General features: G+C 62.4%; 24 protein-coding genes. 13 read left to right on the plus strand and 11 right to left on the minus strand.

Annotated elements, in window-relative coordinates; translation table 11 throughout:
- Window positions 1-82: 82 nt before the first annotated feature.
- Window positions 83-940 carry an SDR family oxidoreductase gene (locus tag MU551_RS10735; RefSeq protein ID WP_247043872.1) on the minus strand — a complete coding sequence of 286 codons (858 nt, stop codon included), beginning with the start codon at window positions 938-940 and terminating at the stop codon, window positions 83-85.
- A gap of 125 nt (window positions 941-1,065) precedes the next feature.
- Between MU551_RS10735 and MU551_RS10740 the strand changes: the two genes are divergently transcribed.
- From MU551_RS10740 to MU551_RS10750, 3 genes are all read left to right on the plus strand, one after another.
- Window positions 1,066-1,470 carry a winged helix-turn-helix transcriptional regulator gene (locus MU551_RS10740; RefSeq protein ID WP_247043874.1) on the plus strand — a complete coding sequence of 135 codons (405 nt, stop codon included), beginning with the start codon at window positions 1,066-1,068 and terminating at the stop codon, window positions 1,468-1,470.
- A gap of 129 nt (window positions 1,471-1,599) precedes the next feature.
- A complete protein-coding gene (locus tag MU551_RS10745) occupies window positions 1,600-2,217 on the plus strand; it encodes a DUF6919 domain-containing protein (RefSeq protein WP_247043876.1) in 618 nt (205 codons plus the stop codon).
- Between the two features lie 165 nt (window positions 2,218-2,382).
- A complete protein-coding gene (locus tag MU551_RS10750; RefSeq protein WP_247043878.1) occupies window positions 2,383-3,540 on the plus strand; it encodes an ABC transporter substrate-binding protein in 1,158 nt (385 codons plus the stop codon).
- 141 nt (window positions 3,541-3,681) lie between these two features.
- Here the strand turns inward: MU551_RS10750 and MU551_RS10755 are convergent, their stop codons facing one another.
- A complete protein-coding gene (locus MU551_RS10755) occupies window positions 3,682-4,119 on the minus strand; it encodes a hypothetical protein (protein WP_247043880.1) in 438 nt (145 codons plus the stop codon).
- Between the two features lie 222 nt (window positions 4,120-4,341).
- Between MU551_RS10755 and MU551_RS10760 the strand changes: the two genes are divergently transcribed.
- Genes MU551_RS10760 through MU551_RS10770 form a run of 3 tightly spaced genes read left to right on the plus strand, consistent with a single transcriptional unit; the run spans window position 4,342 to window position 6,925 of the window.
- The gene (locus tag MU551_RS10760; RefSeq protein WP_247043882.1) at window positions 4,342-5,772 is read left to right on the plus strand and encodes a TrkH family potassium uptake protein; all 1,431 of its coding nucleotides are present in this window, start codon (window positions 4,342-4,344) and stop codon (window positions 5,770-5,772) included.
- On the plus strand, window positions 5,765-6,457 hold the full coding sequence (locus MU551_RS10765; protein ID WP_247043884.1) for a potassium channel family protein: 693 nt from the start codon (window positions 5,765-5,767) through the stop codon (window positions 6,455-6,457). The genes MU551_RS10760 and MU551_RS10765 overlap by 8 nt, the downstream gene beginning before the upstream one ends.
- Before the next feature lie 54 nt (window positions 6,458-6,511).
- Window positions 6,512-6,925, plus strand: coding sequence for a response regulator transcription factor (locus tag MU551_RS10770; RefSeq protein WP_247043891.1), 414 nt, complete (start codon window positions 6,512-6,514; stop codon window positions 6,923-6,925).
- A 32-nt stretch (window positions 6,926-6,957) separates the two neighbouring features.
- Here the strand turns inward: MU551_RS10770 and MU551_RS10775 are convergent, their stop codons facing one another.
- Window positions 6,958-7,380, minus strand: coding sequence for a DUF3592 domain-containing protein (locus MU551_RS10775; protein WP_247043893.1), 423 nt, complete (start codon window positions 7,378-7,380; stop codon window positions 6,958-6,960).
- A gap of 11 nt (window positions 7,381-7,391) precedes the next feature.
- Entirely contained in the window at window positions 7,392-7,721 is a 330-nt protein-coding gene (locus tag MU551_RS10780) for a DUF3592 domain-containing protein (RefSeq protein ID WP_443629440.1), read from the minus strand.
- Window positions 7,722-8,035: 314 nt separating this feature from the next.
- Here MU551_RS10780 and MU551_RS10785 point away from each other — a divergent pair, with 314 nt between their 5' ends.
- A complete protein-coding gene (locus MU551_RS10785) occupies window positions 8,036-8,239 on the plus strand; it encodes a cold-shock protein (RefSeq protein WP_247043898.1) in 204 nt (67 codons plus the stop codon).
- Window positions 8,240-8,302: 63 nt separating this feature from the next.
- Here the strand turns inward: MU551_RS10785 and MU551_RS10790 are convergent, their stop codons facing one another.
- Both MU551_RS10790 and MU551_RS10795 read right to left on the minus strand, forming a co-directional pair.
- On the minus strand, window positions 8,303-9,919 hold the full coding sequence (locus MU551_RS10790) for a CocE/NonD family hydrolase (protein WP_247043900.1): 1,617 nt from the start codon (window positions 9,917-9,919) through the stop codon (window positions 8,303-8,305).
- Window positions 9,916-10,548, minus strand: coding sequence for a TetR/AcrR family transcriptional regulator (locus MU551_RS10795; protein ID WP_247043902.1), 633 nt, complete (start codon window positions 10,546-10,548; stop codon window positions 9,916-9,918). The genes MU551_RS10790 and MU551_RS10795 overlap by 4 nt, the downstream gene beginning before the upstream one ends.
- A 157-nt stretch (window positions 10,549-10,705) precedes the next feature.
- On the opposite strand from MU551_RS10795, the gene MU551_RS10800 reads away from it, so the two are divergent.
- Window positions 10,706-11,410 (plus strand): GntR family transcriptional regulator, encoded by a 705-nt coding sequence (locus tag MU551_RS10800; protein ID WP_247043905.1) that lies wholly within the window; start codon window positions 10,706-10,708, stop codon window positions 11,408-11,410.
- A gap of 51 nt (window positions 11,411-11,461) precedes the next feature.
- On the plus strand, window positions 11,462-12,952 hold the full coding sequence (locus MU551_RS10805) for an NAD-dependent succinate-semialdehyde dehydrogenase (protein ID WP_247043912.1): 1,491 nt from the start codon (window positions 11,462-11,464) through the stop codon (window positions 12,950-12,952).
- A gap of 80 nt (window positions 12,953-13,032) precedes the next feature.
- Here the strand turns inward: MU551_RS10805 and MU551_RS10810 are convergent, their stop codons facing one another.
- The 4 genes from MU551_RS10810 to MU551_RS10825 form a co-directional block, all read right to left on the minus strand.
- Window positions 13,033-13,584: a YdeI/OmpD-associated family protein gene (locus tag MU551_RS10810; protein ID WP_247043914.1), complete on the minus strand. Its 552-nt coding sequence runs from the start codon at window positions 13,582-13,584 to the stop codon at window positions 13,033-13,035.
- A 1-nt stretch (window position 13,585) separates the two neighbouring features.
- Window positions 13,586-14,008 (minus strand): VOC family protein, encoded by a 423-nt coding sequence (locus MU551_RS10815; RefSeq protein WP_247043916.1) that lies wholly within the window; start codon window positions 14,006-14,008, stop codon window positions 13,586-13,588.
- Between the two features lie 112 nt (window positions 14,009-14,120).
- Entirely contained in the window at window positions 14,121-15,047 is a 927-nt protein-coding gene (locus MU551_RS10820; protein WP_247043918.1) for an AEC family transporter, read from the minus strand.
- The gene (locus tag MU551_RS10825; RefSeq protein WP_247043920.1) at window positions 15,044-15,196 is read right to left on the minus strand and encodes a hypothetical protein; all 153 of its coding nucleotides are present in this window, start codon (window positions 15,194-15,196) and stop codon (window positions 15,044-15,046) included. The genes MU551_RS10820 and MU551_RS10825 overlap by 4 nt, the downstream gene beginning before the upstream one ends.
- A gap of 53 nt (window positions 15,197-15,249) precedes the next feature.
- Between MU551_RS10825 and MU551_RS10830 the strand changes: the two genes are divergently transcribed.
- From MU551_RS10830 to radA, 4 genes are all read left to right on the plus strand, one after another.
- Window positions 15,250-15,792 (plus strand): CGNR zinc finger domain-containing protein, encoded by a 543-nt coding sequence (locus MU551_RS10830; protein ID WP_247043928.1) that lies wholly within the window; start codon window positions 15,250-15,252, stop codon window positions 15,790-15,792.
- A gap of 226 nt (window positions 15,793-16,018) precedes the next feature.
- A complete protein-coding gene (locus MU551_RS10835; RefSeq protein ID WP_247043930.1) occupies window positions 16,019-17,668 on the plus strand; it encodes an FAD-binding dehydrogenase in 1,650 nt (549 codons plus the stop codon).
- Between the two features lie 180 nt (window positions 17,669-17,848).
- Complete coding sequence (locus MU551_RS10840; protein ID WP_247043932.1) at window positions 17,849-18,985, plus strand: FUSC family protein; 1,137 nt, start codon at window positions 17,849-17,851, stop codon at window positions 18,983-18,985.
- Window positions 18,986-19,076: 91 nt separating this feature from the next.
- A complete protein-coding gene (gene radA / locus MU551_RS10845) occupies window positions 19,077-20,450 on the plus strand; it encodes a DNA repair protein RadA (RefSeq protein WP_247043947.1) in 1,374 nt (457 codons plus the stop codon).
- On the opposite strand, the gene MU551_RS10850 is transcribed toward radA, so the two are convergent.
- Window positions 20,443-21,864 (minus strand): GH1 family beta-glucosidase, encoded by a 1,422-nt coding sequence (locus tag MU551_RS10850; RefSeq protein WP_247043955.1) that lies wholly within the window; start codon window positions 21,862-21,864, stop codon window positions 20,443-20,445. The two genes, radA and MU551_RS10850, sit on opposite strands and share 8 nt — an antisense overlap.
- Between the last annotated feature and the right edge of the window lie 62 nt (window positions 21,865-21,926).

Raw genomic sequence — 21,926 nt, forward strand, 5'->3', positions numbered from 1 at the left:
GGACGCGCAAACGGTCCAGGGTCACCCATATTCAGGTGTCCCCGGACCGTATGCGCGTCATGCCAGTTCGGGCGCCGAGGGATCAGGCCAGGCGGGCGAGCGCCTCAGCCAGCGGAACGGTAGGACGTCCCGTCAACCGGGACAGGTCACCCGTGGTGGATGCCAATTCGCCGTCGCGGATGTTTCCGTCCAGTGCTACGAGGAAGCCAGCCGTCTGCTCATCCAGGCCAGCACCCGTGAGGATCGCCAGGTGCTCGGCGGGATCCACAGCCTCGTAGGCCACCTCACGGCCCAGAACACTGCTGAACGCTTCAGCCAGCTCTTCGAAATCCCAGGCGACATCACCGCTCAACTCGTAAACGGCATTATGGTGCCCGTCGGACGTGAGAACAGTGGCCGCGGCGGCGGCGAAATCAGAGCGCGCCGCGCTGGCCACCTTTCCCTTGCCTGCACTCGCCACAAGCTTTCCGGTATGGCGGGCCTGCTCCAAAGCAGGCGCGTAGTTTTCGGAGTACCAGCCGTTGCGAAGAATCGTGTACGGAAGTCCGGATGCGATGAGTGCTTCTTCCGTGGCCTTGTGCTCAGGCGCCAGAACCAGGGTTGTTGTGTCAGCCTTCGGTGCACTGGTGTAGACGAGCTGGTCGACGCCGGCCTTCCGAGCCGCCCTGATGACGTTCACGTGCTGCTCCACGCGCCTTCCCAGCTCGGTACCGGAGACCAGCAGGACCCTGTCGCCGTTCTTGATGGCTGCACCCAGAGATTCCGCATCATCAAAGTCGATCCGGGCTGTTCGCACTCCCTTGGCCTCATACAGGTCCGTCAGTTTTTCCTGGTTCCGGCCCGCGGCTACAAGCTCGTCGGGAGCAATCCCCAGGTCAAGCAGGCTGTCGATAACGAGTTTTCCGAGTTGTCCGGTCGCGCCGGTAATGACGATTGACATGTGTGCGTCTTCCTTTAGATGGGGGTCCTATTCAAGCGATCCAACCGCTCGATCACTCCTGATAACCGCAGCTATTTCCGGTACATTCCAAAACACCTGTACGCACTTTTTGGTAAGCTCCTTTCATGCCCCTCAACCAGTTGCGGAATTCCTTAGCTGTCCCCGCCACGGACAGTGTTCTGGAAGGCTTTGCAGACAACGTCTTTGCAGAGCAGTGCCCCTCGAGGACTTTGCTGACCCACGTCACCAACAAATGGGGAACGCTGGTCATCCTGGCGCTGTCAGAGGGCACTCTCCGGTGGAGCGAGCTTTCGCGGATGGTAGGTGGAATCAGCGAGAAAATGCTTGCGCAGACCCTCCGGACTCTCGAAGCCGACGGCGTCATCCGCCGCGACGCCCGGCCGGTGGTCCCGCCCTTCGTGGAGTACAGCCTGACGGACAGCGGCACCGAACTCAGCCGCCTTTTGATTCCGCTGGTCCAATGGGTGGCCGTACATGCATCCGAGAATGCCCAGCAGCAAGGTTCATAACGCCAGTTGCGAAGTTCCCGCCGAGGCCTGCGTGTCGCCATATGGCCAAATGCTGCAGCAGATGGAGCAGCATAACGCGGGGCGTCAAGCCCGATGCAACTCAACGCCCATTCCCTCTAGGGTCGAAGAATGAATGATTCCCGATTCACCACCGAACTGGACAGCCACGGACGGCTCCTGAAGGACCGCGAGGTATGGCGCCAAGCCACAACTCTCGCCGCTGCCGGGGAGCTCACCGCCCGATGGCTTGAGGGGAGCAGCCGCTATCAGGCCGGAACGTTTTCACCGCAAATGGATGAAGAAACCCGGTCAATAGCTGCCGAGTTGGCAGAGCTCAACCGCAGCGGATTCTTCACCAAGGAGTCCCAACCGGGCCTCCGGCTTGAAACCGGCCAGGCCCAACGGCAGTACGTGACAGGCTTCTGCTCCCCGGAAGCCGCACGGCGCCTGCTCCAGCTTTCGACACAAACGGAACTCATCGCCGTCGTGCATTCCCCCGGCGAGATGAGCCGCTCTTCCATACCCGTCACTGTCATTGACGGTGAAGTGGTCACCGTCCTGGGTACCAGTGAAAGCCCGATCGAGGCCGGACAGATCCGGGATTGGGCCGAGGAAAGCAATGACGCCCTGGCACTTCTGCTGGCTGAATCCTGGTACGTCGAATTGCTCGACCCTGTATGGGGACGGAACCATCAACTGCTCCCCGCCGTGCTGGAAACAGTGAAAGAGACAGCTAACAATTTTTGACGGAATGAGTCGTTCGATGAACCCCGGAGACCTTCAGTGAACGTCCAAGACCCCGGGTGAACGTCCAAGACCCCGGGTGAACGTCCAAGACTTTCACCTTTGTCACCGGCCTGCGGCCCTACGTAATCTCGATCCAACACCCAGCCGCATGACCGAAGGAACAGCATGTCGACCCCTCAGAATGACCCGGGATCCACCCGAATCTCCGCTGGCGAACCAGCCACGCGCAAACGCTCGCTTCGTTTCAAAATCGGCGTCACCGTCGGACTGCTTGCCCTGGTCGGTGCAGGAGCCGCCGTCGCCACAACAACATCCGGCAAGCCCCAGCCAGCCGCAAGCTCTGTGGGCTCCGGGCCAGCTGCGGAGCTACGGCTCGGCTACTTTGGCAACATCACCCACGCTCCGGCACTTGTGGGAGTCAACCAGGGCTTCATCCAGGAGAACCTTGGCACCACCAAGCTCAGCACCCAGGTGTTCAATGCCGGCCCTGCTGCCGTGGAAGCGCTCAATGCCGGCGCCATCGACGCGACGTACATCGGCCCCAACCCGGCCATCAACTCCTATGTGAAGAGCCAGGGAGAATCGATCAGTATCATTGCCGGTGCCGCCTCCGGCGGAGCGCAGTTGGTGGTCAAGCCGGATATCAAGTCGCCGGCCGATCTGAAGGGCAAGACGCTCGCGTCGCCGCAACTGGGCGGGACGCAGGATGTGGCGCTGCGTTCGTGGCTTGCCAAGCAGGGCTTCAAAACCAATCCCGACGGCGGCGGGGACGTGGCCATCAACCCCACCGAAAATGCACAGACGCTGAAGCTCTTCCTCGACGGAAAGCTCGACGGCGCGTGGCTGCCGGAACCCTGGGCGTCACGTTTGGTGCTCGACGCCGGCGCAAAAGTTCTGGTTGATGAGAAGGACCTGTGGGACGGCTCGCTGTCCGCTAAGCCAGGCGAATTTCCCACAACGATCCTGATCGTGAACAAGAAGTTTGCCGCCGAGCATCCTGAAACTGTCGAGGCGCTCCTCAAGGGCCATGTGCAGTCAGTGAAGTGGCTCAACGACACCCCCGCCGCCCAAAAGGCTGCCACGTTGAATGCAGCGCTGGAAAAGGTGGCAGGGAAGGCGCTGCCACAGAATGTTATTGACCGGTCCCTTCAGAACATCGACTTCACTGTGGACCCTCTGGCCGGGACTTACAAGAAGCTGCTCCAGGACGGTGTGGATGCAGGCACCACAAAACAGGCCGACATCAATGGAATCTTTGATCTCACCACTCTGAACGCCGTTACAGGAGAAAAGACTTCAGCCGCAGGACTCGGCAAGGAGTGACATGGACGCGTTAGTGCCTCGAAGCACTTCCCACGACAGCAAAAAGGCAGATCCGGAGGGAACCATCCCGCCGGATCTGCCTTTTTGCTGCCTGTCTTTGGTCTCCAACCGTTGACCTTCTTCAGTGGGACTCAAAGGGCTTCAGTGGGATTCAGGGGGCATCCACGAATAGTAGGGAATCTGGTCCTCGATCAAGGAATAGTGGAACACCACACCCTCGGGTGTTTCCACGGATTCAATGAATTCGGCTGCCATCCAGGAGCCACCTGCAACGGCCCCGGCCCAGGCATGGGCTTCCTCCCAGTGGTGCTGCGCGATGCTCGCTTCGCGGTGAAAGCGCAGGGCAACGGACACGCCCAAGCCGCTCGTTGCGTCGCCGGAGCTGTGTGCAACGAATCCGACGACGTCAACGGAGACATCAGCACTGGTGAGGGACCGCCGTCGCCCCATCGCAGTTGCCGCACAGTCCAGGCCACCGGTCCCGATCTCCTGCCTGGAAAGCGCATGGACTTGGTCGAGGAAGAGATCGAGCTCTTCCCCGCACTGACTCCAGATCCTGTGGGCCAAGCCTGTCATCATGGAACCTGTCTAATCGGGATGGGTGGAATTATGCCCCCAATCAACCACTCGGCTTGGTGGTTCTCAATGCAGTGCGACACTCACAGACTCGCGGCGCAACACTGCTTAACCCACCTCAGCATGAGGTAACAATTCGCGTTGCCCCGGCGTCATCCTTTCCCTCCCGGTGCAGGGATCTGCGAAGGAGCGAGGAGTCGTTCGGCGGGTGGTAGCGTTTCGGCTATGCGCCTTATTTCCGCCACTAAGCGAAGCCTTGCGGCTCTCGGCGGAGGGGCCTCCCGCGCAACGCAGAGGATCAGAAGCAGTTTCAGGGACTTCTCACGAGTGGTTGCGCCCAGACATCCGACCCAGGTGGTGGTGCTGGGATTTGCTGCCGCGATTACAGTCGGCACAGGTCTGCTGATGCTGCCGATAGCCAAGGAGGGGCCGGGCGGGGCCACCGTTCTGGAAGCTCTATTCACCTCCACGTCCTCCGTATGCGTTACAGGCCTCATCACTGTAGACACGCCTGTTTTTTGGTCTGGCTTCGGGCAGACGGTCATTCTCGTGCTGATCCAGCTCGGCGGGTTCGGCGTGATGTCATTCGGCGCCCTGCTGGGGGTACTCATGGCCCGCAGGCTGGGATTGCGGTCCAGGCTTCTGGCTGCAACCGAAACAAAAGCCGGAGGGCCCGGTGACGTACGCCGTGTGATCCTGGGGGTCCTGATCATCAGTCTCGTCACCGAAGCTGCCCTGGCGCTCATCCTGATGCTTCGGTTGATGAACGGATACGGCTATTCGCCCGGTGAGGCACTGTGGCATGGCGTCTTTCACTCGATCTCCTCATTTAATAACGCAGGCTTCGCCCTCTATTCGGATAACCTGATCGGCTTTGCCACCGATCCCTGGATCTGCCTCCCGATTGCCGCAGCAGTCATCCTTGGGGGCCTCGGATTTCCGGTGCTTTTTGAGCTGCGGCGCCAGTATCGCAAGCCGATTCATTGGAGCATGAACACCAAGCTCGTCCTGTCCGGCACAGCCATCCTTCTGGTTGCGGGGACAGCTTTCCTGACCGCCATCGAATGGGACAACCCGGCCACGCTGGGCCCGATGCAACCCGGGGAAAGGGTCCTTGCCGGCTTCTTCCAGTCCGTCATCACACGCACGGCGGGGTTCAACAGTGTCGACATCGCCCAGATGCAGCCGGTCTCCTGGATGGGTATGGACATCCTGATGTTCATCGGCGGCGGCCCGGCAGGTACTGCCGGTGGCCTGAAAATCACCACCTTCGCCGTCCTGTTCTTCATCCTCACCACCGAGCTCCGCGGCAACACTGCTGTCAACATCTTTGGCAAGCGGCTCTCGCGGGCGGTGCACCGGCAGGCAATCTCCGTGGTTCTGCTCGCTATCGCGCTGGTGGTTTGCTCCACAATGCTTCTCATGCTCATCACTGATTTCGGTATGGACCGGATTCTGTTCGAGGTAGTTTCCGCCTTCGGTACGGTCGGGCTGTCCACCGGGATCACTGCATCGATGCCTCCCGCGGCGCAGATCGTCTTGATCCTGCTCATGTTTGTGGGACGTCTCGGACCAGTAACTCTCGGAGTTGCCCTGGCAGTTCGGGAGAGGCCGGTACTGTACGAATACCCGAAGGAAAGGCCCCTCATTGGCTAAGAACATTTTCACCCGTCCCCCGGAACGGCTGGCCCAGGCGGATTCAGTAGTCGTAATCGGGTTGGGCCGTTTCGGCGGCGCGCTGGCGCTGGAACTCGAAGCACAAGGGACAGAGGTCCTGGGCATCGATGCCAACGAGGAGATCGTCCAATCCTTCAACGGACTGCTCACCCACGTGGTGCGGGCAGACTCCACGAAGGAAGAAGTGCTCCGTCAACTCTCCGTGCACGAGTTTGACCGTGCCGTAGTGGGCATCGGCACGGACATCGAGGCCAGCATTCTGACTACGTCACGTCTGCTCACGTTCAAGGGCCCCCAGATCTGGGCCAAGGCCATCAGTGAACCCCACGCCGAAATCCTCGGCCAGTTGGGGGTGGAGCACGTCATCCGGCCAGAGCATGACATGGGCAAGCGGGTTGCCCACCTGGTGCGGGGCTCCATCCTGGACTACGTCGAATTCGAAGATGACTTCGTTATGATCCGCACGAGCCCGCCCTCCGTGGCACGTGACAGGCCCCTTGGCGTACTGGGCCTCAGGGACAAGTACGGCATCACCATCGTTGCAGTGAAACGGCCGGGAGGAATCTGGGGTCACACAACAGCCCAGACAGTCCTTTACGACGACGATCAGATCATCGTGCAGGGCAGCAAGTCGCTGGCCGAGAAGTTCAGCACGCTCGCCTAAGGGGATGACCTCCTCCTGACTGGTAAACTCGTGACACACTGCAGGGGGTGGATCATGGTTTCAAGAGGAACGTGCCTGGTCATTGAAGATGATCACGATGTACGCGGACTGATCCGGTACATCCTGGCCAAGGAAGGCTTCGACGTCCGCGAGGCTATGTTTGGCGCCGACGGCATCAAGGCAGCCGCGGAACCTGACCTGGTCCTCATCACAGTGGACGTGGGCCTGCCGGACATCAACGGGCTCGACGTCGCAGCCAAAATAAGGGACATCACCTCTGTGCCGCTGGTCTTCGTCACCGCCCGCGCCGAAATGAGCGACCAGCTGGCAGGAATGGCAACTGGCGCAGCGGGATACCTCATCAAACCGTTCCGCCCCGCCCAACTTACGTCGCTCGTGAACCAGCTCTGCCCTCAGGACAAAGTACCGACGGCGGCCGTCTCCTCCGAGGTTTCCGCACCGGAATAGCCATTGGTTCGGAGCACTCTGGCCGCTGAGGCCTAAGGAGCGAGAACGATCGCGAACGTCGCAAAGGCTCCTGCGCCGAAAATGGCCAGGATGATACCTCTCACGAGTCGGGTCTTTCCCACCAGGAAAGCCGGGCGCGTGGATTCGGCGGGGTTTGCGGGGTTGTAGAGCACAGGGATGGTGGTTCCAACAATTTCTTCATCACTGCCATAGAGGTCAGAGCGGCCAAGCCAGCGTTTGCCGTGGGCATCCACAAACTCGTAGAGCGGGGCAAAACGCTCTCCTTCGCTGCCGGGACCGTCCTTCCCATGGAGGTTCCCCGTGACGGTTGCAGCCGCCTCCAGCCAGCCGTGCAGCGAATTGCGGCGGCGGACGGATGCGGATAAGGACAGCCCCACCAGCACCAGGCCGATCGCCAGAAAAAGCGCTGGGAGCACCAAGAACACCAACTTCATAGATTCCACTATCAACCCTCCGGAAATGCGCCGATGAAGAGGAACATCCCCACAGTTATTGCCGCGAAGAAGGGAAGGACGCAGCCCAGGACGACCTTGGATCCGGAGGAGACCTGGAAGGACTGATTGGGATTGAGCGGGTTATAGGCCACTTCCACCAGTGAACCTGGCGGGGTGGCATAGGGTACGTCGGACTCCCCGGCGAACAACGTGCCGTTTGGATCCCTGAACTGATATGTGGGGTAGGAACGCCGCCTCGGACCGGCCACGAGGCCCGTTACTGTGGCCTGTACCCGTGGCCACCCGGCAATGAGCCTCTCATGGCGATTGCTTTTCCGCACCGTGTGCACGGTAGAAAAAATCGCGACAAGGACAAACACCGCCCAGAAGGCGTACATCGCTATCTTCAAAACAGTCCCCCGGTTCCATTCACCAAGAAGTATGCCAGCACGTGTCCCTGTTGCCGCAAAAGACCTGCACCCCGGCTACTACGGCCCGAGGCTCCGCGCCTGATGCCGTTCTAAAAAACAGGGCAAACCACACCTCCCTGACCTTGTGCTCCCGGCCCATCCCGGTATGTTTAGGGAAGGGCAGGTTCCCCGGCCGTTGCCCCGCTGGTGTCGGCAGAGACAGATTTGAAGTTAAGGAAACAGTCATGGCTACAGGAACAGTAAAGTGGTTCAACTCCGAGAAGGGTTTTGGCTTCATTGCCCCCGACGACGGGTCACCCGACGTATTCGCCCACTACTCAGCCATTGCCAGCAGCGGCTACCGGTCACTTGAGGAAAACCAAAAGGTCGAATTCGACGTAACGCAGGGACCGAAGGGCCCCCAGGCAGAGAACATCCGCCCGCTCTAACGAGACTCCGCGAGGCTCCGCCCTGCCCGGGCGGAGCCTTTCGCGCGTCTGCATTTTGCCGGGCTAGATTCGCACCGGCAGGATCACCGCCGAGGGATGGTTCAGTCCGTGATACACGGCCTGGTCTGCGGATCGAAGCGTGGTAGCGGTAGCGCGTGATTCGCCCGTGCCTGGATTCCGCGCAAAGCGGGGGAACGCCCCGCTGGAGACCTGAATCCGGATGCGGTGGCCCTGCTTGAAAACATAGGCAGTGGGCCAGAGCCGCACTGTCACCGCGGAAAGTTCGTCAGCCGTGGACAGGCTGGTCAAGCCGTCGCAAATGTTGTGCGAGCGGCCGTCGGGACCGACGTCGCACAGCCGGACGAACACGTCTGCGTTGGCGAGGCTCGATTCAAACCAGATCTCCGCACTGACCTCGCCGATGATCTCCAGATCCTCATCAAGTTCGTCAGTGGTGTAGGTGAGCACGTCCGGGCGCGACTCGAGCGCGGTGTTGTCGACGCGGCCGCCGTGGTTAATGCTGATGCCTCCTGCTGCGGGGGTCGGGTCGCTTGGGTCGTACCGGTACCGGTCAGGTTCTGCTTCCTCCGACGGCGCACCGGGTACAGTCCCGCCGGACAACCCGCCGTCGGCTTGCAGGTGGAACTTCTTCGGTGCATAGCCCGGCGGCGGCCAGGAGTCGAAGTCCCGCCAGGTGTCCTCGCCCATGACATGCAGCCGAACCGGAGCGCGGTCAGCAGGAACTTCACCCTTGGCATACGCCAGACCGAAGTCGACGGCCTCCAGCACGCCGATGTTGGTGAACTGCGCATGGGTCCATGGCCCCACAGTCAGCCGCGCAGTGCGACCCTCATCTTGCAGCGTCTGGAAATCCCGGAGCTGACCTGGCAGGAAAATGTCGTACCAACCCCCGATGGAGCTGACCGGAACCCTGACGTCGGCAACCCGATGGGAATGGTTGGCGTCGGCCCAGTACTCGTGGTTTGCGTCGAACGCGAGAATGTCCTGAATGTATTTTGAGCTGTGGCCGATCGCTGCGACGTCGGCCTGGTTGAGGGGCAGCATTTTCAGGGCCCGGGCCGTTTTCTTTGCCTGGCTCCGGCTGCGGAGCATCGCCCAGGGGCGCTCCTGGACAGCGGTCATGACTCCCCATTCAAAAGGAAGCTCCAGTGACATGCCGTCCTTGCGGAGGAACTCCAGGCTGAGTGCGGATTCAGTCACTTGAGGAATCATCGCCTTCACCTGCGGAGGTAGCTGGTCAGCCACAGCCCACTGGACAAATCCGAGGTAGCTTACGCCCACCAGCACCATCGAGTCCCCGAACCAAGGCTGCTCCACCACCCAGTCCAGAGTCGTTAAGCCGTCCTCGCGCTCCTGCCGCATCGGGTCCAACGTTCCGCCCGATCCGAATCCCCCACGGACACTTTGGATGAGCACTTGGAAGCCGCGCTCCGCAAGCGGCCTGGCCATGGCCGCGCCAAACATCCCTGACCGGCCGTACGGGGACCGGAGTAGCGCCGTCGGCAACCCTTCCTCCGCGTTCCGGGGAGCCCAACGGTCAGCCAGGAGCACCACACCGTCGGGCATCGGCACCGGAAGGTCCTTTTGCACAACGAGGTCCCGGGTCAGGGGCGGAGGGAGTTCCAGTCTGCGCTGGAGGATGTGGCTCATCAGATTCATGACTTTGGCCCCTCGGGAGGTGTTGTGTCCGCCGTCGTCGGTGTTGACGAAAGCAGCAGGGAAGCGAAGCTCAGACGCATAAGACGATCTGCGAATTCTTCGGGATCAAGAGGGTCGGGCCCCTCCACCACCCAGGTGTTCACGAAGGCAGCACCCCCTCCGGTGAGGAAGGTGGCCAAGTCATCTTCCCCCTGGGCGTCGAGGGACCCGCCGGACAAGTCGTGCACAAGTTGCCTGTTGATAGGAATCAGCAGGCCTGTGAGTGCTTTGTTCAGGGCAAATGCGCAGGAACTTGTCAGAACGGCCCGGTAGAAGGACCGATGTTCGGCGAAGTGCCGGGTCAGGGCCAGAGCCCCGTCCCTTCTGCTCCGCGCACCGGCAGCCTCCGCCATACGCGGCAGAAGTTCACGGGTTGCGAGGTCGACGGCGGACTCCAGCAGGAGACTGTCGAGGTTGCCGAAGCGCTGGTAGACCAGCGGACGGCTGACGTCCGCGGCCTCGGCGATGTCAGAGACGGGAACAGCAGCTGTGCCCCTCTCGGCCACCAGAGTGACCGCCGCCTGCATGAGAGCAGAACGTGAGCGCCGCACCCGCGGATCTACAGCAGCCGTGTCCTCAGTCAGATTCATGCTGCGATCTTATACACCTGTAAATAAGTTTACAAGTGTAAAATACTTGGTGCATTCCATTTTGTCGGTTGCAAATTGTTGACTGTTTACAGTTTTGTCTTTACTGTTGGGGGAAGACGTCGACGCAGACCGATTTATGAGAGGACGGGCAACGGGCGTGGCTCCTCAAATAGTGAACTTCCAGTCAAAGGTGACCGCGGATCTCATTGCGGAGTATCTGCGGGAGCGGATCCTGGACGGCACATTTGCACCGTCAGCAAGTATCAATGAAGTACAACTCGCCGCCCATCTGAACATCAGCCGCGGACCCCTTCGTGAAGCCGTCCAGCGGCTTGTGCAGGAGGGGCTCCTGGTCTGCACACGCAACTATGGCACCTCCGTTGTGGACCTTGGGCCCGAGGACATCGAGGACATATACAAGGCGCGCGTCGCGATAGAACTGGAGGCCGGCCGCCTCGTCCTCCAGGAAGATACTGCTGAGCTGGCCGCCGGGCTGAACGCAATCCTCGAACTCCTGCAGGATGCCTTGCAGGACGACAGGTGGCAGGACGTGGCCGTCCTGGACGTCAGATTCCACCAAACCATCGTGCAGGCGACCCGCAGCCCCCGGCTGGACAGGATGTTCTCAACGCTGGCGGCCGAAACCCTGCTGTGTATCCGTCAGTTACGGCACATTCACGGCCGCAAGGAAACCGTTCTCGAACAGCATCGTCGTCTGCAGGAATTCATCCGGACGCGCGATGAAGCAGGCTACCTCGCCGAAATCGAATGGCACCTGAAGACGTCGGTCCCCATGTTGGAAGCAGCGCGAACCCACTCGATTCCTGACCTCATGCCAATCCCTGCACTCAGCGCCAACTAGCATCCACCCGAGCAATCCACCCGAGCAGTCCACCACCGAAAGAGAGAACCGATGAGCCTCATCTCCGACGTCACCACGCCCCTGATTGCGGCAGACCCCGCCGGCATCCAGCGTGCTGACAGTGTCATCCAGTCCCTCAACCTTCCGGGTTCCGGGATCGCTGTCCAGGACCCCGCCACCGGCGAGACCATAGCCCATGTCCCCGACCATGACGTTGAGGCCGCACTCGAAGCCGTCGCGAAGGCCGATAAAGCCGGAGCTGCCTGGGCCAAGAGCAGCCTCCGTCAGCGCGCGGACGTCCTGCACGCCTGGTACAACAAGCTCGTAGCCCACACCGAAGACCTCGCCCACCTGATCTCCCGCGAAATGGGCAAGCCCCTCGCCGAAGCCCGCGGCGAGGTCAAATACGGTACCGACTTCGTCCGCTGGTACGCCGAAGAAGCAGTACGCCCCGCAGGGAACTTCCGCGAAACCCCCGACGGCGGAGCGAGCCTGCTGACCCGCCGCTCCCCCGTGGGCCTGGCCGTGCTGATCACCCCGTGGAACTTCCCCCTGGCCATGGCAACCCGGAAGATCGCACCCGCACTGGCAGCAGGATGCCCCGTGGTCATCAAACCCGCCACCCTCACCCCCCTGACCACCTACTTCGCCGTCCAGCTCGCCATCGAAGCAGGCGTGCCCGAAGACCTCATCCAGGTCATCACCACCTCAAAATCCGGTGCCTTCAGCGAAGCGGTCCTCCTTGACCCGCGCGTCCGGAAAGTTTCCTTCACAGGATCAACCCCGGTAGGCCGCCAACTCCTGAACCTCGCCTCCCAGAACGTCCTCCGCAGCTCCATGGAACTCGGCGGCAACGCACCCCTCATCGTCTTCAACGACGCCGACCTCCAGCGCGCCGTGGACGGAACCTTCGCAGCCAAACTGCGCAACGGCGGACAATCCTGCATCGGCGCCAACCGCATCTACGTCCAGGACGGCATAGCGGACGACTTCGTCGCCGCCCTCACCGAACGCTTCGCACGGATCAACGTCGGAAGCGGCCTCGGCACCCAAACCGAACTCGGTCCACTCATCGATGACCGGGCAGTAACCCAAATGCAGGCCTACACCGACAACGCCGTCGCCCTCGGCGCCACCCTGCTCACCGGCGGCCACGGCTACGACTCCCCCGGCAACTTCTTCGCCCCCACCGTACTGGACCACGTCACCGAAGATTCCGACGTCGCCAAATCCGAAATCTTCGGCCCCATCGCCGCGATCCAGCGCTTCAGCACAGAAACCGAAGCCATCACCCGCGCCAACGCCACCGAATTCGGCCTCGCCGGCTACGTCTTCACCGAAAACCTCGACCGCGCCCTGAACGTCGCCGACCGCCTCGAAACAGGCATCGTCGGCATCAACCAAGGCGTCCCCTCCAACGCCGGCGCCCCCTTCGGAGGCATCAAACAATCAGGCCTCGGACGCGAAGGAAGCGCCGAAGGCCTCGAAGAATACGAAAACATCCGCTTCTACAACATCGCCCGCCGCGACACCGCCCAATAAACGGCCCCATGACACGCAAACGGTCCGAGGACACTGAATACGGGTGTCCCCGGACCGTTTGCTCGTCCCCAGGCAAAACGCTATTCCCGGCCAGCCAGTCTCGCCATCTCGCGGGTCATAATCCGGGCGCGGGACTCCGGAGTGCGGGCTTTGAGCAGCGGAAGGATCACGGCGTAGCGCTCCGATCGTCCCAGCCTTTCAAAGGCTGCGTTGGCTGCGCCATCGGCGGCCAGGGCCTCCGCAAGGTCGGGAGGGACGACGGCGGTACGTTGGGACTCATAGGCAGCCTCCCAGCGCCCATCGGCAATAGCAGCCTCGATCTCCGCGAGTCCGGACTGTTGCATACGCCCGGCCGCTATCAACTCCTCGGCCTTGGCTACGTTGACTTTCGACCACGAGCTCCTCGCCCGGCGTCGGGAGTACCGCTGGAGGAATGACACCTCGTCGTGGGACTTACGCTGGCCGTCTATCCACCCATGGCAAAGGGCGACGTCGAGCGCTTCCTCGATGGTGATCAGGGACGTCCCCGCATGCCGCTTTCCAATCAGCAGCCAGGCCTCCGCTTGTTCATGCTGGTGGGCCTCCAGCCACGACTCCCATTCCGCGGCGCCGCGGAACTCGAAGGGCTCCACCTCACTTCTGCTTGAAGGAGGCAAGGACGTCCAAATAATGGGGGTTGTTCATAACGCCCAGCACATTTCCGAACGGGTCGATCACCGAAGCCGTGATGAAGCCGGCCTCCCCGTGCGCAGTGATCGGCTGATACTCAGTGGCGCCCATCGATATCAGGCGGTCCACCGTGGCCTCAAGGTCGTCCACGTGCCAATGCATCACGGCGCCGCCAGGTTCCGCTGCCGCAGGTGGCCGGAAGCGGCTGTCGATGATGCCCAGCTCGTTCTGGTAGTCCCCGATACGGAATTCGGCATAGGCCAGGTTCCCATCGGGTCCTGGGCGCTGGAAGTACGCCTCAAAGCCCAGGAATTCCTGGTACCAAGCAGCAGCGGCCGATACGTCGTCGGCCCAGAAGTTGATCGTGCTGAATCCTCGCAGGCTCATTGGTTCGTTCCCTTCCCCGGAAACCAAGATGATGTGTATTTCCGTACCCTATGCCGAGGAACCGGCGGAAGGGCACCCATTTGCGAAAAAACAAGACTCAGAACCGCCGCCGCTACACAGTGAGGGATGTAATGAGGAACAGAAGGCCGGGGAGGTAGAACACTCCGGTGATGGTCTGCAGCGTGATGGTTGACGCCATCAAAGAAGAATCACCCCCAAGTGCCTTGGCCATAACGTACGCCGAGGAAGCCGTAGGCAGTGCAAGGAACAGGACGACGATGCCCGCGGGTGGCCCGGCCAACCCCAGGAGCAGGCATCCCGCGACGGCGATTGCGGGCAGCACGAGGAATTTGATGGCGGACGCATAGGCGATGGCGTGCACATTCCGCCGGATGCTGTTCACTTGGAGTCCCGCACCGACGCAAAGGAGCCCAAGGGGCAGAGACGCGCTGCCGAGGGCCCGGACAAGTTCTGCAATCCCCGCCGGAAGTCCGACGCCGGTGAGGTTGAGTGCGATTCCGGCGGCGCACGCGAGGATCAGCGGATTCGTACCGATGCTGTGGACTGTTCCCCAGGCGGAGAGCGGTTTGCTGCCGTGGCGGGCAAACACAACGGTGCACAGTACGTTCACCAGCGGGACAAGAATCGCGTTGGTGATTGCCGCCAGGGCCACTCCCTGCTCCCCGTAGAGGATGACGGCAATGGAGAGCCCCAGATAGTTGTTGAAGCGGATGCTTCCCTGCACAACTGAGGTGAAGGCCGGCCCGTCAAAGCGGAGCCGGCTCTGCACCAGGACCAGGGTCATGGCGGTCAGGATGACAGACCCGGCGAGAATTGGTGCCATCGTGCCGATGGGCAGGTCGGCGAGTTCGGTGGTGGCCGTCCCGTTGATGAACAGGGCGGGTAGGAGTATGTAGTAGCAGAGCTTTTCGGCCTGGGGCCAAAATTCGGGCGTGAGAAAGGTCTTCGCCTTCATGGCGAAGCCCCCTCCGATGAGTCCCAGGATTGGAAGCAATGCCACCACGCTGTGGACGATCACGGGATTTTTGAGCTCACGACGGCGGCCAGGAGGGTTTCGGTCTCCGCCTTCAGCCGCATCGTGGGGGCACCGCAGTGGCAGCCGAAGTAGGTGACGGTTCCGGAAGACGTTGAGTGCTCGGATTGGATTTGCCAGTAATGTTCGTGCATAAAATCCAGCATCCTGTAATGGATTGGTGCCGTTCAACCATTACACTTGAGCGATGGGCTACAGTCACGAAAATCAGGTGGGAGCCCAGCTGGCCGCCGCCCTGGTCAATGCCTCCGAAGGGCAGAACCTGGAAGCTTTACTGCGGGAATTCAGCATCCGCGAACCCACCCTTGACGCCCAGGCGCAGCAGGGGCTGCAAACGTGGGCGGGCGAGCTCAGGCCCACATTTGCTGCCCAGACCGTGGATGAAAGATGCACCGCAATCAACGCCCTCCTCGACAGTGCCGCCGGAACGATCTCCTTGACCACCCATGACGGTTCCCGTCCCCACCTGCACCTTTTCCCCGAAGGCGATGACGTCCTGTCACGCGTCAAGGCCGTTACGGCGGGCGGCCTGGCCCTGTTCATAGCCTGGAGCGGCGGTGAACGGATCGGCAGCTGCGCACGGGAGAGCTGCTTCAAAGCATTCGTGGACAATTCCAAGGCCGGCCGGCAGCGGTACTGCAGCGCCCGGTGCGGAAACACCGATGCCGTGGCAAGGCACCGGCAGGCTGCTAGTAGGGCCCCTTCCAGCCGAATGAAAGCATCCCGTTAACCACCGGTGACACCCGCGGCAGGAACCACGGGTGCCGCTGTTGCCTGGAGGCTTAATGCCTACCGGATTGCTTTTTCCCGCGTGGAATCTCCCACGGAAACCCTTTCCTCTTGCATCGTTGCCGAGCAGCGTAATTCGATCAGCATTTATCCGATTCTAAAGAAAAACCCGACCTTGGTCCGCCGTGCGAGGGCCATTTGAGGGTGAGTGAAATACGCTCTCCCTCATGGATGCTGACGTAATTGTGGTCGGAGCAGGCCTCGCCGGCCTGGTGGCCACCGCCGAGCTTGCCGACGCCGGCCGCCGGGTGATCCTGCTGGACCAAGAGCCGGAGGCGAGTCTCGGCGGGCAGGCGTTTTGGTCCCTGGGTGGCTTGTTCCTGGTTGACTCGCCCGAGCAGCGCAGGATGGGGATCAAAGATTCCCGCGAGCTGGCGCTGCAGGACTGGATGGGAACAGCCGGCTTTGACCGGGCCGAGGATCACTGGCCGCGAAAATGGGCGGAAGCCTACGTGGACTTTGCCGCCGGAGAGAAGCGGTCCTGGCTGCATACGCAGGGCCTACGCTTCTTTCCCTTGGTCGGCTGGGCAGAACGCGGCGGATACGGCGCAATCGGGCACGGCAATTCCGTCCCCCGCTTCCACGTCACCTGGGGCACCGGCCCCGGCGTCGTGGCGCCATTCGAACGCCGGGTACGGGCGGCTGCCGCCCAGGGGCTGGTGACGTTCGCTTTCCGGCACCGGGTAGACGAGCTCGCAGTGACCGACGGCGTCGTGACCGGAGTCAAGGGGGCAGTCCTGGAATCGAGCAGCGCTACCCGGGGCGTGGCCAGCTCCCGATTGAAAGTTGGAGAGTTCGACCTCTCAGCGCAGGCAGTCCTTGTCACGTCAGGTGGCATCGGCGCCAACCATGAACTGGTGCGTAAGAACTGGCCGGACCGTCTGGGCAATGCCCCCGGGCATATGATCACCGGAGTTCCCGCTCACGTGGATGGCCGGATGCTCAAGATCGCCCAGGACGCCGGCGGAACTATCATCAACGCGGACCGGATGTGGCACTACGTCGAAGGCGTGAAGAACTGGAACCCGATCTGGGCCGGGCATGGGATTCGGATCCTGCCGGGCCCGTCCTCGCTATGGTTCGATGCAACCGGCAAGCGCCTGCCGGTACCGCTCTATCCCGGCTTCGACACGCTCGGCACCCTGGCCCACCTTCGGACCACCGGGTATGACCATAGCTGGTTCGTCCTGACCCAGAAGATCATTGAGAAGGAGTTTGCCCTCTCGGGTTCGGAGCAGAATCCGGACCTGACGAACAAATCCATTCCGCAGACCCTCAGCCGGATCCGGCCCGGAGCCCCTGGGCCGGTCGAGGCCTTCAAACAGCATGGCGAGGACTTCGTCGTCGCCGCTACCCTCGACGAACTCGTGGCCGGGATGAACGCGCTGACCGACACGGCGCTGCTCGACGTCGAGGACATCCGCCGCGAAGTGGTGGCCCGCGACCGGGAGATGGACAACTCGTTCACCAAGGACGGCCAGGTTTCCGCCATCCACAATGCCCGCAGATACCGCGGCGACAGGATCTCACGGACCGCCGCCCCTCACAAGATCCTCGATCCGAAGGCCGGACCCCTCATCGCAGTCCGTTTACACGTCATCACCCGCAAGACACTCGGTGGCCTGCAGACGGATCTGTCCGGCCAGGTGCTGAGGGCCGATGGGACTTCCTTGCCCGGTTTGTACGCTGCTGGAGAGGCCAGCGGCTTCGGCGGCGGAGGCCTCCACGGCTACCGGTCACTGGAAGGCACATTCCTGGGCGGCTGCATCTTCTCCGGCCGCCAGGCTGGACGGGCAATCGCCCAGGTCATTGCTTGAGTGCCGATCTGACGGGGAAGCCGGCAGGAATGCGTAACTTTGACGGAACGAGGCGGCCAGGAATGCTGTCATCCCCCGTAATCACCGCCTCAGCACCAACACTGGCCGGCCTAAAGTCACGCAATTCTGCCGGCCGTTCAGTTCCATTAGGCGTCACACGAAACAAATAGACTGGAGTCCATGGCCGTCACTGGAATATCCGCAAGCAGACGATTCCTCCGCGGCCGGGCCCGGACCGGTCTGGTCAGGAGCAAGAACTCGCTGGTCCCCGCCCTCCAAATGACGGTGTGTGCGGTGGGAGCCTACGCCTTTGCCCAGTACGTCCTGGGCCACTCAGGGCCTTTGTTCGCAGCCACATCCTCCTTGATTGCCCTCGGTTTCTCCCGCGAGCCCCGGCTGCGCAGGGTGGTGGAGGTCGGCCTGGGCTGCACCATCGGCATCGCCGTGGGTGACTTGCTGCTCCACTGGCTGGGCGGCGCAATCTGGGTGGCCGCCGTCGTCCTTTTCGTCTCCATCCTGCTGGCAAGATTCCTGGACGGCGGCAACATCTTCACGACCCAACTGGGGCTGCAGTCCCTGCTGGTGGTGCTGCTGCCGGCGCCGGCAGGAGGGCCATTCACCCGGAGCCTGGACGCCGTAGTGGGTGGGCTCTTTGCCTTGCTGGTGACCATCCTGGTGCCGAAGGATCCGCGCCGTGAACCGCGGAAGGACGTCCGGAAGCTGCTGCATGAACTAGCCGAGGTGCTGAGGGAGTGCGCTTCTGCCTTGACCTACAGCGACTCCACCCAGGCGTGGCATGCGTTGGTCCGGGGCCGCAATTGCCAGCCTCTGGTGGATGCGATGCGCCAGACTCTCCGGGCTTCCGGTGAAGTGGCCACCCTGGCCCCCGCCTACCGGCGGCATCGCGATGAGCTGGACCGGCTTGAACAATCGCTGGACTACATCGACCTTGCCCTCCGTAACAGTCGTGTGTTCGCCCGACGCCTCACTAGTGCCATCAACCATGCCGCCCTGTCCGACGAAGCAACGGAGAACCTCGCCGAGGTGTTGCGGGAAACGGCTGACGCCATCGACGAGCTTTCGTTGGGGCTTGGTGAAATTCACGACGGCGTCCGCCGCGCCCATCTGCGCGCAGCCCGTAAAGATCTCAGCTACGTCGCAGGCAGGCTGCATCCCAGGATCCTCGACGTCGACCGTTTGGAAGGCGAAACAGTGGTGATGCTCTTCCGGCCCCTCATGGTTGACCTGCTTGAGGCTACGGGAATCGATTCGAAGGAAGCCCGGGACCTGCTGCCACCGCTTCAGGACCGGAGCTAGCGCCGGGCAGCGGCTCATCTTCCTCCACCCGAGCGCGGAGTGCTGCGTAGCCGGCGCCAATCTTGTCCGTCCCCGCGGCTACTGTGTACCCATGGCAACCAAGACTTCCCGGGCCTCCAAAGCCCCGGCCTATAAATGCGCCGAATGCGGCTGGACCACCGTCAAGTGGGTGGGGCGTTGCGGCGAATGCCAGGCGTGGGGAACGGTTGAGGAGACCGGTGCAGCTGTTGCGCGTACGACGGCGGCCGCCACAGTTGTGGAGCCGGCCCGCCGGATCGCTGAGGTAGATGCCACCACGGCTGCTTTCCTGCCGACGGGCGTTGACGAGCTGGACCGGGTGCTGGGTGGGGGGCTGGTTCCCGGAGCGGTGATCCTGCTGGCCGGAGAACCCGGCGTTGGAAAGTCCACCCTCCTGCTGGACGTTGCCGCCAAGTTTGCGCGGAGCGGCCAGGACGTCCTCTACGTCACTGGCGAGGAATCCGCCGCCCAGGTAAAACTCCGGGCGGAGCGGATCGATGCTGTGGCGGATTCGCTTTATCTCTCTGCAGAGACCGACCTCGGCCAGGCCCTGGGCCAGGTGGAGAAGGTGGAACCCCGCCTGCTGGTGGTCGACTCCGTCCAGACGCTCAGCAGCGCCGACGTCGAGGGAAGCTCAGGCGGGGTTTCCCAGGTCCGCGAGGTGGCGGCGTCCATCATTGCCGCTGCCAAGCGGCGCAATATGACCACCCTCCTGGTAGGCCATGTCACCAAGGACGGCTCCATCGCGGGTCCCCGGCTCCTGGAGCATCTGGTGGACGTTGTCTGCCAGTTCGAAGGTGAGCGCCATTCGCGGCTGAGGCTGTTGAGGGCTGTCAAGAACCGGTACGGACCAACGGACGACGTCGGCTGCTTCGACCTGAACGAGGACGGCATCGTGGGCCTTGCCGATCCGAGCGGGCTCTTTGTCACGCGCACCAAGGACCCCGTGTCAGGTACATGCATCACCGTGACTATGGAGGGCCGTCGCCCGCTGCTGGCCGAGGTCCAGTCGCTCCTCGCCGAGAGCGCCAACTCCCAGCCACGTCGGGCCACCAGCGGGCTGGACAGCTCCCGGGTGGCAATGCTCCTGGCGGTGCTCCAGCAGCGGGCAGGCTGTCTGCTGCACAAGGACGACTCCTACGTGGCCACCGTCGGCGGGGTGAAGCTCAGCGAACCCGCCACTGACCTGGCGGTAGCCCTGGCAGTAGCGTCGGCCAAGGCCAAGAAGCCACTCCCCCAGCGGCTCATCGCGTTCGGTGAAGTGGGCCTGGCAGGCGAGGTCCGCCCCGTCCCCGGCATCAACCAGCGTATCCACGAGGCCCACCGATTGGGCTTCACCCACGCGGTGGTCCCGCTGAGTCCCAATGGACCGGGCGCGGTGCCGGCCGGTTTCTCGGTACGTGAAGTGGGGCACCTGACCGAGGCACTGGGATTGCTGATCAGCTGACTGGCTGGTCCTTGGCCGCGGCTATGTGGCGGGCGTAGGCCAGCCCGCTGTCCTTGACGGTGCGCTCCAAGGTGTCGTAGTCCACGCGCACGATGCCAAAGCGCTTTCCGTACCCGTAGGACCATTCAAAATTGTCCAGGAGCGACCAAACAAAGTACCCCCGCACGTCGGCCCCCTGTTCCATGGCCTGCCTCATCGCTTCAATATGGTCGAGAATGAAGTTGGTCCGCTCCACATCGTGGATTTTCCCGTCAGGGCCGACAGTGTCCTCGTAGGCTGCACCGTTCTCGGTAACGTACAGCGGCGGCAGGGCGGGGTATTCCTTGCCCAGCCTGACGAGCAAGTGGCGGAGGCCGTCGGGGTTTACTTCCCAATTCATCGCTGTCCGGGGCAGCCCCCTGCTGGGGAACGTGATGTCTTCCGAACCCACCCAGGGTGAGGCGGCCTTCCGCTCCGCACCTCCGGAATGGCCGTCAATGTTCGGCTGGTCCGGATGCCCGCTGACGAGGTCGTCGTGATAGTGGTTCACGCCCAGGAAATCGAGCGGGGCCCCGATCAGCTCCATGTCTCCGGGATGGATCAGATCCGGGAGACCGAAGGGTGTCAGGTCCCGCAAAGTGTCCTCCGGATACGCGCCGCGCAGCAGTGGATCCAGGAAAATGCGGTTCTGCAGTGAATCGAAGCGCCGGGCAGCATCCAGGTCCACCGGATCATTGGGATCCCGGGGAATGGCGTTGCTGAGATTGAGGGTGATGCCCAAGTGCTGGGCGCCCTGCCGACGCAGCTCATCGAGGGCAAGCCCGTGGGCCAGGTGCTGATAATGGACAGCTGCTACGACTGCTCGAGGCTCCTGTCGCCCTGGCGCATGTACTCCGGAGCCATAGCCCAGCAGGGCCGAGCAGAACGGCTCATTGAAAGTTGTCCAGTGCTGCACCCGGTCACCCAGGACGGCATAGACGTCATTGGCATACTCCACGAAGCGGTAGGCGGTGTCCCTGCTGGCCCAGCCGCCCTGGTCCTCCAGCGCCTGCGGCAGGTCCCAGTGGTACAGGGTCAGCCACGGCAGGATTCCCGCCTCCAGCAACTCATCCACCAGCCTGGAATAGAAATCCAAGGCCTTGGCGTTGGCGAACCGATCGCCAGGGCGCACCCGGGCCCAGCTGATGGAGAACCGGTAGGAATCAAGCCCCAGTTCCTTCATCAGCTGCACGTCCTGCGGCATCCGGTGGTAGTGGTCGACTGCCCGTTCCAGATTGTGGCCGTGGGCGATTGCACCTGGAAGGCGGGCGAAGGTGTCCCAGATGGAGTCTTCTTTTCCGTCCTCATGCCCGGCACCCTCGATTTGGGCTGCCGCAGTGGCCGATCCCCATATGAAGTCTTTTGGCCATGACTGAGCGTTTGTACTGGTTGCCATTTGCCCAGTGTTCCACGATCCCCCCGGGGCGGCCAGAGCCTCCGGTGCATGATCTGAAGCCG

Source organism: Arthrobacter rhizosphaerae (assembly GCF_023062595.1).
Lineage (GTDB): Bacteria > Actinomycetota > Actinomycetes > Actinomycetales > Micrococcaceae > Arthrobacter > Arthrobacter rhizosphaerae.

What these genes read in the sequence shown, in the direction of transcription:
- MU551_RS10735 (WP_247043872.1), bottom strand. Translation starts at nt 940, where the DNA reads ATGTCAATCGTCATTACCGGCGCGACCGGACAACTCGGAAAACTCGTT.
- MU551_RS10775 (WP_247043893.1), bottom strand. Translation starts at nt 7,380, where the DNA reads ATGAAGTTGGTGTTCTTGGTGCTCCCAGCGCTTTTTCTGGCGATCGGC.
- MU551_RS10785 (WP_247043898.1), top strand. Translation starts at nt 8,036, where the DNA reads ATGGCTACAGGAACAGTAAAGTGGTTCAACTCCGAGAAGGGTTTTGGC.
- MU551_RS10835 (WP_247043930.1), top strand. Translation starts at nt 16,019, where the DNA reads ATGGATGCTGACGTAATTGTGGTCGGAGCAGGCCTCGCCGGCCTGGTG.
- MU551_RS10825 (WP_247043920.1), bottom strand. Translation starts at nt 15,196, where the DNA reads ATGCACGAACATTACTGGCAAATCCAATCCGAGCACTCAACGTCTTCC.
- MU551_RS10795 (WP_247043902.1), bottom strand. Translation starts at nt 10,548, where the DNA reads ATGAATCTGACTGAGGACACGGCTGCTGTAGATCCGCGGGTGCGGCGC.
- MU551_RS10750 (WP_247043878.1), top strand. Translation starts at nt 2,383, where the DNA reads ATGTCGACCCCTCAGAATGACCCGGGATCCACCCGAATCTCCGCTGGC.
- MU551_RS10850 (WP_247043955.1), bottom strand. Translation starts at nt 21,864, where the DNA reads ATGGCAACCAGTACAAACGCTCAGTCATGGCCAAAAGACTTCATATGG.
- MU551_RS10755 (WP_247043880.1), bottom strand. Translation starts at nt 4,119, where the DNA reads ATGATGACAGGCTTGGCCCACAGGATCTGGAGTCAGTGCGGGGAAGAG.
- MU551_RS10745 (WP_247043876.1), top strand. Translation starts at nt 1,600, where the DNA reads ATGAATGATTCCCGATTCACCACCGAACTGGACAGCCACGGACGGCTC.
- MU551_RS10770 (WP_247043891.1), top strand. Translation starts at nt 6,512, where the DNA reads ATGGTTTCAAGAGGAACGTGCCTGGTCATTGAAGATGATCACGATGTA.
- MU551_RS10805 (WP_247043912.1), top strand. Translation starts at nt 11,462, where the DNA reads ATGAGCCTCATCTCCGACGTCACCACGCCCCTGATTGCGGCAGACCCC.
- MU551_RS10840 (WP_247043932.1), top strand. Translation starts at nt 17,849, where the DNA reads ATGGCCGTCACTGGAATATCCGCAAGCAGACGATTCCTCCGCGGCCGG.
- MU551_RS10740 (WP_247043874.1), top strand. Translation starts at nt 1,066, where the DNA reads ATGCCCCTCAACCAGTTGCGGAATTCCTTAGCTGTCCCCGCCACGGAC.
- MU551_RS10760 (WP_247043882.1), top strand. Translation starts at nt 4,342, where the DNA reads ATGCGCCTTATTTCCGCCACTAAGCGAAGCCTTGCGGCTCTCGGCGGA.
- radA (WP_247043947.1), top strand. Translation starts at nt 19,077, where the DNA reads ATGGCAACCAAGACTTCCCGGGCCTCCAAAGCCCCGGCCTATAAATGC.
- MU551_RS10815 (WP_247043916.1), bottom strand. Translation starts at nt 14,008, where the DNA reads ATGAGCCTGCGAGGATTCAGCACGATCAACTTCTGGGCCGACGACGTA.
- MU551_RS10830 (WP_247043928.1), top strand. Translation starts at nt 15,250, where the DNA reads ATGGGCTACAGTCACGAAAATCAGGTGGGAGCCCAGCTGGCCGCCGCC.
- MU551_RS10790 (WP_247043900.1), bottom strand. Translation starts at nt 9,919, where the DNA reads ATGAATCTGATGAGCCACATCCTCCAGCGCAGACTGGAACTCCCTCCG.